Below are 8,009 nucleotides of genomic sequence, written 5' to 3' on the forward strand. Positions count from 1 at the left end.
CCTCCTCAACTCACAACCTCAAATCTGTGCCAGTGGCGCTGACGGGGGACACCCTATTCACGATCGACTGGTTGGAAAGTCCGGATCTGCGGCGTCGTTGCCAAGCCGGTCTCAATAAGGGCGAAGCCCGTCACGCCCTGGCCCAAGCCGTGTTCGTACACAAGCAAGGTCGGATCGCGGATCGCACCTTGCAGAACCAACAGCACCGGGCGTCAGGTCTCAACCTGGTCATCGCCGCCATCGCGCTCTGGAACACATTATATATGCAGCGCGCCGCGGACCATCTCCGCACCAACGGCCAGGATTCGCCAGGCCAACTCATCGCCCATCTGTCGCCGATGAGTTGGCAGCACATCGGCCTCACCGGCGACTATCTTTGGCGCGATGCCGCCCCCGCCGCCGCAGCCGGAGAACGGCCGCTTCATGATCCACGTGATCGCCTGTTCCGAGCAGCTTGAACCCCGTTCGCGTAACGTTCTTCTAAGCGCACTTTAGCGAACAAACCTTGAGGTGAGCCCAAAAACGCCAATTAATACATTATTTTCAACGCACTATAAAACCGCCCAAATCCCGTAACACGACTCTAAACCCATATATTAACACTAGGGCGAGGCTGTGGATAACTTTAGGCCGCCCCGCTTGATGCGACGTTGAAAGGAAGAAAAGCACCGCCTCTTGGGGCTCCGCCCCGCCGGCTCGCGGCCTTCGGCCGCCCCGGATCGCTATGCGATCCTCCCACCCGGCATCCCCAAAATGAGCCGGCTTCGCCGGCACGCTTTTGTTAATTTGGGGTGTGGTGTAACCGTCACACCCCTATCGCCAGCGCATCATTGAACCCAGCCGCCGAAAATGGCTTTCCAGAAAAGCCAAGCGGATATGTGGGCGTTCTGATCGAGAGGGTAGAGGAGGCGGAAACGTCCCCACAGGGGGCGATTTCCGGCCCGCCCGGCCTCATTCCGGGCGTAGGTCAGGGTTTTCGGCGTCGGAACCGCCTATGGCGCTCTACGGGCTTCCCAGGGCCGCCCGATTTTTCCGGCGCGAGATCCACGCACCGTTTAAACGGCCTCACGCCTTGTCGAAGCGGCCCGCGAACTCGCGATCGGCATAGTATTTGAGCTTGGCGGCGACGATCGGCCGTTGCCCCGCGAGGAACAGGAGCTGGTAATCCTCGCGCAGCGTGCGGACTTCATCGGGGGTGAGCAGCGGGCGAGCGACATGCTGCGCGCCGAACGATATGCCGGTTTCGTCGCTGTCGATCGCGCGGCTCATGGTCTCGAACACGACCGTCTCCTGGCCGAGCAGATCGGAGACGAGCTTGGCACTGTCGTGATCGTTGACCCCGAATATCTGCAAGACGCCAGCGTTGGACAAGAAGGTGCCGGCACGGCGCTCGTAGAGCGCGCGGAGCTGGTGAACGTCTTGCAGGATCGGCCAGAGCTGGATGCCGTAGCCGGCCATGAGGCCCATAGCGCGCTCGACGGGTTCGAGGCGGCCGAGGGCGGCGAACTCATCGAGCAGGAACAGGACGGGGCGGGCGGGGGAGGCCGGCGCGCGCGCCAGATCGGTCAACCCTTGCGCCAGCATCAGGCGCAGCCACCGGGCATAGGTGGCGAGCCGATCGGGCGGCAGCACCAGATAGACGGTTGTGGGCTGCGTCTTCACATCGGCGAAGGTGAAATCCGAGCGGCCCAGCACGGCCGACATGCGCGGGGAATCGAGAAAATGGGTATGGCGCTGCGCGGCCGACAGCACGCCGGCCGCTTCGCGGTCGGACTTGCCCAGGTGGCGGTTGGCGGCACGCGCGATCAGGCCCCGCGCCTGCGTGCTGCGCGACATTTCCCGCAGCATCCTTTGGGAATTATCAGGCGCGAAGGTGAGGCAGTCGCGCAGGGCTTCCAGCGTGTAGTCCTGGCCTTGCGCTTGCGGGTCACAGGCCACCCACAAGAGGATACCGGCGATCAGCGCCTTGGCTTCCTCGTTCCAATGCGCCTCGCCAGCTTCGCCGGGAGCGTCATAGACCAGCGCGTCGGCCAGCGTCATGGCGTCGTCGGCGAGATCGAGGCCGGCAGGGTCGAGGCGATCGAGCGGGTTGAACGCGGCTGAGGGGATGCCCGTCACCCCGAAGGGATCGAGGACATGGACCGGGCCGAACTTCGCGCGATAGCGGGCGGTGATGCGGGCATTCTCGCCCTTGGGGTCGATGCAGATGACCGAACCGGGATAGTCGAGCAGATTGGGAATGATGGTCCCCACGCCCTTGCCGGTGCGCGTCGGCGCGATCGTCAGCAGATGGGCGGGACCGGCGTAGCGCAGCAGCTTGCCCGATTTGCGATCACGGCCGATCAGCAGGTCTTCGCCATTTTGGGCGAGCGGGCGCGTCTCGCGATCGGTGGCGAAGCGGGCCGAACCGTGGGTGTCATCGCCGGCAGGACCGCCATAGCGCAGGATCAGCGGTTGGAAGAGGGCGCGCAGCGTGACGAGGATGATGACCAGGCTCGTCAGCATCATTACGATTTGGTAGATGTTGGAATCGCGGGGCAGGCCGAGCAGCTTGCCGAGGATCAGCGGCACGCCGAGGCCCAGCACCAGGCCGGTGATGAGGAACAGGACCACCACGCCGAACAGGTGGCGGATCAGCGCGACCGGACTGGTGACGAGGGCCGTGATCGCCCATATCGGCTGTTCGCGCGCGATACGGGCGAGGTTGCGAAGCGCACGGCCGAGCTGGCGGAACCATTCCATCGCCGCTTACCCGTCCGCCCGGATCGTCGCCGGCGAGATCGCTAGCGCCGGGTCGGCGTCGGGATGATCGAGCAGCTTGAGAACGATCGCGGTGGCTAGGGGAGGGGGGACAGCTTCTGCGCGCAGCATGTCGAACAGGGCGTGTTCGTCGGCGTCGAGGTCCATGCCTTCGATCGCGAGATTGGCGCGGGCTTCGGCATCGCCTTCGCGCCACAGAGCGATTTCGGCGGGGGTGCCGCGGACATAATCGAGCGCGCGGACCTCTGCCCGGATCGCTTCGACATCGAGCCTGGTCATGGTGCGTCACTCCCTTCCGCTTCCGCGTCGAACGCGCGTTTGCCGCGCCGCTTCCACAGCGTCAGCATGTTGTCGGCATCCTCGCCCTGGGCGCGCGCGGCGAGATCGAGCATCGCGCCGTAGAGGGTCGCGCGATCATCGTCGGTCAGATCGACGAGGCCGGCTTTGTGGACGAGGCCGCCCAGCTCGATCAGGTGGCGGGTGCGTTCCCTGCGTTGCACAACCCATCCTCTCGTATCGGCGCGGCGCGCGGCGGCTTCAACCCTGCGCCTCGCCTGTGCCAGTTTCGTTTCCGCTTTCCGCGTTGCCAGCAGCGCGTCGCGAACCCTTGCGCCCGCGTCCTTGAAAGAAGGCCGCGCCTTTCGAGCGCCACGCCTCCTTTTCTTCCGTGCTGGCGGATGCGACGGCAGCGAGCAGCGCGCCCGCCAGCACATCGAGATCGAGCGCATCGGCCCCGGTGGTGGTGACGAGTTCGCCGAGCTGCTGGACCTTCCTGGCCTTCAATGTCCTGGCCTTGTCGCCGAGCGCTTTCAGCTCCGCGTCATAGTCCCGCACCTTGCGCATCATCCTCTCCCTCGCGCCCATCAACAGGAACCGCAGCGTAGCATGATCGGCGTGATAGGGTAGCGCGTCCGGCAGAAAATACGGCGAAGTCAATCATGCGAACGGCAGAGAGTGTGAGTGCGCGCTTATACGTCGTTGCCGACGTGCGCTCAGAAGTGCAATAAGCAGGGTGTCATGGCGATCTACCATTTCTCGGCCAAGGTTGTGAGTCGCGCCAACGGATCGAGCGCGGTTGCAAGCGCGGCCTATCGTGCAGCGGAACGGCTGCACGATGATAGACTCGGGCGCGACCATGATTTCTCGAATAAGGCAGGCGTCGTCCATTCGGAAATCATACTGCCCGAAGGCGCACCGGAGCGTTTAAACGACCGCGCTTGCCTGTGGAATGAAGTCGAGGCCGGCGAGAAGCGCAAGGACGCGCAGTTGGCGCGCGAAGTCGAGTTCGCGATCCCGCGCGAGATGAACACGGCTCAGGGCGTGAGCCTCGCCCGCGATTTCGTCGAAAAGCAGTTTGTCGATCGGGGCATGGTCGCGGACCTCAATGTGCATTGGGACAGGGGCAAGGACGGCGAGCCCAAGCCGCACGCGCATGTCATGCTGTCGATGCGCGAGGTTGGCCCCGAGGGCTTCGGGCAGAAGGTGCGCGAGTGGAACAGCAATGCGCTCCTGAAGGAGTGGCGCGAGGCGTGGGCCGATCATGTCAACGAGCGGTTGGCCCAGCTGGATATTGATGCCCGCATAGATCATCGCACGTTGGAGGCGCAGGGCATTGACCTTGAGCCGCAACACAAGATCGGACCGGCTGCGTCGCGGATGCCCGAACAAGGGCTTGAGGCCGAGCGGGCCGAGGACCATGCCCGGATCGCGCGCGAGAATGGCGAGAAGATCATTGCGCGGCCCGAGATCGCGCTGGACGCGATCACCCGGCAGCAGGCGACGTTCACGCGGCGCGACCTGGCGCAGTTCGCGTTCCGGCACAGCGACGGCAAGGATCAGTTCGACCAGGTGATGAGCGCGGTGCGGACCTCGCCCGAGCTGGTGGGGCTGGGCAAGGACGGGCGCGGCGAGGACCGCTTTACCTCCCGCGATATGATCGACACCGAGCAGCGGTTGGAACACGCCGCCGATCGTCTTGCCGACAAGGCGAGGCATGGTCTCCCGGCAGCGTCGCTGCAAAGGGGGCTGGACGCCGCCGGGAGTGAGGGCCTGGTGCTCGGGGGAGAGCAGCAAGCTGCGCTGGCGCATATAACCGGCGAGAAGGATATTGCCATCGTGGTCGGCTACGCCGGCACCGGCAAATCCGCCATGCTGGGGGTCGCGCGCGACGAATGGGAGCGCGCTGGCTACCAGGTGCGCGGCGCGGCGCTGTCGGGGATCGCGGCGGAGAGCCTGGAAGGCGGATCGGGCATCGCCTCGCGCACGATCGCCAGTCTCGAATATCAGTGGGACCAGGGCCGGGAGCTGCTAGGTCCGCGCGACGTGCTGGTGATCGACGAGGCCGGCATGATCGGCACGCGCCAGATGGAGCGGGTGCTGTCGGCGGCCGAGCGGGCGGGCGCGAAGGTGGTGCTGGTCGGCGATCCTGAGCAGTTGCAGGCGATCGAGGCGGGCGCGGCGTTTCGCGCGCTGGCCGAGCGGCATGGGGCGGCCGAGATCAGCGAGGTTCGCCGGCAGCATGAGGACTGGCAGAAAGACGCCACGCGGGCGCTGGCGACGGGCAGGACCGGCAAGGCCGTCCATGCCTATGAGGCGCATGGCATGGTGCAGGCGGCGGACACGCGCGAGCAGGCCCGGGCCGAGCTGGTCGACCGATGGGACGCGCAGCGCAGCGCCGATCCGGACAAGACCCGGATCATCCTCACCCATACCAATGCGGAGGTGCGTGACCTGAACCTGGCCGCGCGCGATCGGCTGCGCGCGTCGGGCGAATTGGGCGACGACGTGCGCGTGTCGGCCGAGCGCGGCGCGCGGGAGTTCGCCAGCGGCGACCGCATCATGTTCCTCAAGAACGAGCGCGGGCTTGGCGTGAAGAACGGTTTGCTGGGCAAGGTCGAGCGGGTGTCGCCCGACAGCATGGCGGTGCGGCTCGACGATGGCCGATCGGTGGCGTTCGACCTCAAGGACTATGCCCATGTCGATCATGGCTATGCTGCCACCATCCACAAATCGCAGGGGGTGACTGTCGATCAGGCGCATGTGCTGGCGACGCCGGGGATGGACCGCCATTCGGCCTATGTGGCGCTGTCGCGGCATCGCGAGGGCGTGCAGCTCCATTATGGCCGCGACGACTTCGCCGACACCGGCAAGCTTGTCCGCACGCTGGGCCGCGAGCGGGCGAAGGATATGGCGTCCGACTATCCGATGTTCCGCGACCGCGACGCCGAGGCGCAATCGTTCGCCGATCGGCGCGGGCTGTCGGGTGAGATCCGCGTTGCGGATGCGCCCGAGCGGAAGGGCGTGGAGATCCTCGCGCCGAGCGCGGGAACTTCACGCCAGATGGGCGACGACCGCGGCGCTGGCGAGGCGAAGGCCGCGGGCGAGGGGCGGCCGCGGCGGGGTATGTTCGACAATTTCCGGCCCGCACCCGAGCGGCCAGCGCCGGCGACCAATCGCGGCCAGGGCGAGAGGCCCAAGCGCGGCATGTTCGACGGGTTGAAGCTGTCGGCCGAGCCGGCGAAGGGCGCGGAGCGCACGCCGGCGTTGCCGGATCGCGGCCAGGATCGGACATTCGCGCGCGCGGTCGAGCGGACCTCGCGTTCGGCCGAGGCGATGTTGCAGGCCCGCGCATCGGGCGGGCCGGTGTTGGAACATCAGAAAGTCGCGCTCGAGCGCGCGACCGAGGCGCTTGACCAGATCAGGCCAGGAGCTTCGCGCGACCTCGCATCGGCGATGCAGCGCGATCCGGCCTTGCTGCGCGACGCGGCGGCGGGACGCAGCGGCCCGATGATCGAAGCGATGGCGCAGGAAGCTCGCGTGCGCACCGATCCGAACTTGCGCGCCGATCGGTTTGTGGAACGCTGGCAACAGCTCTCCCAGGACCGAGACCGCCTCTATCGCGCCGGCGACATGACGGGCCGCGAGAAGGCGGGCAAGGAAATGGCGGGCATGGCGAAAAGCCTTGAGCGCGATCCACAGGTGGAATCGATCCTGCGTAATCGCACCCGCGAGCTGGGGCTTGAGATCGGCATGGAGCGCAGCCCGCAGATGGGCGGCGGCGAGCTGGGCCGCCAGTTGACGCATGAGCTGGGAATCGGCCGCGACCGTGGACTTAGCCGGTAGGGAGAGAAACAAACATGGACGAGGACGAGTATCGCGAACCCCATGCCGGCGACGATCCAGTGGCCGCGTTCGAGCGGTTGCGCGGCGAGGTGTCGTTGCTGCGTCATGCGGTCGAAGGGCTGACCGCCGCGCGCGAGTCCATCGACATTCCCGATTATCAGCCGACGCTTGAGCGTACCGAAAAGGTGCTGGGGGTTCTGGCCCAGCAGATCGCCGCGATGCGGAAAAGCCCTGCCCTGTCGATGGACCCGGCGCATATGGCGGGCGAGATCGCGACGGCGGCGATCGGCGCGCGCCGCGAGGACCAGCGTCTTATCACCGAGGCGCGCACGGCGCTGGACCAGGCCGCGCGTGAGATCGGGAGCCGGCTTGCTTCCGCGCGGCGCGGCGACGAGCAGAATCGCTGGCTATATCTGTTCGGCGGTGGCGGCCTGGTGCTGGGGCTGTTGTTCTATGCCGCGTTGGCGGGGCCGATCGCGCGTCTGACGCCCGATAGCTGGCTATGGCCTGAAGGCGTGGCGACGCGCGTTTTGGACGCGCCGACGCAATGGGAGGGGGGGCAGCGGTTGATGCGGGCCGCTGCGCCGGAGCGCTGGGAGGCGATCGTCGCGACCGACAAGCTGTTGCGCGACAATCGCGAGACGATCGAGACGTGCCGCAAGTCGGCGACGAAGGCAAAGAAGCCGGTGCGCTGCACGATCGAGGTCAAGCCGGCGACAGAATAAGGGTGGATCCCGAGCATGATCGGGGTTGCGCGGGGCGGTAATGTCACGGTACAGGGCCGACCCCGCAGCGCAGGCACTTCGATGCCGCTCATAGGTGCACTCCCGGCAGCCGGGCCGACGAGGGAAAAAGCGCCGTCAGGCGCCAGCGTAGGGGCATCAGCGTGGCAAAGGTGAGCCCCCATACCCAAGCTGCCAGCGCGAGCGGCAAGGGTGTCGTGCGCGATTGTCCTTTGATTTAGCGAGAGAAGGCGCGCTGCACAATTAAAATGCCCCGTATGTAGTGAGTCCCATCTCGTCAACTGCCAATGATTAGACCTCTGGTCGCGCATCGTCTGGCAGGCTTGGACGTGTCCCCCGTCAGCGCCACTGGCACAGATTTGAGGTTGTGAGTTGAGGAGGATC

At 66.1% G+C, this 8,009-nt stretch carries 7 protein-coding genes; 3 read left to right on the forward strand and 4 right to left on the reverse strand.

The window, feature by feature from the left end:
• Positions 1 to 458, forward strand: a 458-nt coding sequence (locus AX690_RS15360; protein ID WP_156449691.1) for a Tn3 family transposase, incomplete at its 5' end; no start/stop codon positions are given.
• Between the two features lie 607 nt (positions 459 to 1,065).
• On the opposite strand, the gene AX690_RS15365 is transcribed toward AX690_RS15360, so the two are convergent.
• The 4 genes from AX690_RS15365 to AX690_RS15380 are packed head-to-tail and all read right to left on the reverse strand — an operon-like array spanning position 1,066 to position 3,606.
• Complete coding sequence (locus AX690_RS15365; RefSeq protein WP_066268898.1) at positions 1,066 to 2,742, reverse strand: type IV secretory system conjugative DNA transfer family protein; 1,677 nt, start codon at positions 2,740 to 2,742, stop codon at positions 1,066 to 1,068.
• Positions 2,743 to 2,748: 6 nt separating this feature from the next.
• Positions 2,749 to 3,039, reverse strand: coding sequence for a hypothetical protein (locus tag AX690_RS15370; protein WP_062346066.1), 291 nt, complete (start codon positions 3,037 to 3,039; stop codon positions 2,749 to 2,751).
• Positions 3,036 to 3,260 carry a conjugal transfer protein TraD gene (locus AX690_RS15375; protein WP_066268892.1) on the reverse strand — a complete coding sequence of 75 codons (225 nt, stop codon included), beginning with the start codon at positions 3,258 to 3,260 and terminating at the stop codon, positions 3,036 to 3,038. Before AX690_RS15375 ends, AX690_RS15370 begins: the two co-directional genes overlap by 4 nt.
• A 37-nt stretch (positions 3,261 to 3,297) precedes the next feature.
• Positions 3,298 to 3,606, reverse strand: a complete 309-nt coding sequence (locus AX690_RS15380; protein WP_231732215.1) for a conjugal transfer protein TraD — start codon at positions 3,604 to 3,606, stop codon at positions 3,298 to 3,300.
• Positions 3,607 to 3,777: 171 nt separating this feature from the next.
• Between AX690_RS15380 and traA the strand changes: the two genes are divergently transcribed.
• Positions 3,778 to 6,882, forward strand: a complete 3,105-nt coding sequence (gene traA / locus AX690_RS15385) for a Ti-type conjugative transfer relaxase TraA (RefSeq protein ID WP_066268888.1) — start codon at positions 3,778 to 3,780, stop codon at positions 6,880 to 6,882.
• 14 nt (positions 6,883 to 6,896) lie between these two features.
• Positions 6,897 to 7,607, forward strand: coding sequence for a DUF6118 family protein (locus AX690_RS15390; protein WP_066268885.1), 711 nt, complete (start codon positions 6,897 to 6,899; stop codon positions 7,605 to 7,607).
• The last annotated feature ends 402 nt before the right edge of the window (positions 7,608 to 8,009 follow it).

Origin of the sequence: Caulobacter sp. CCH9-E1, assembly GCF_001556515.1 — a bacterium.
Classification (GTDB): Bacteria; Pseudomonadota; Alphaproteobacteria; order Caulobacterales; family Caulobacteraceae; genus Caulobacter.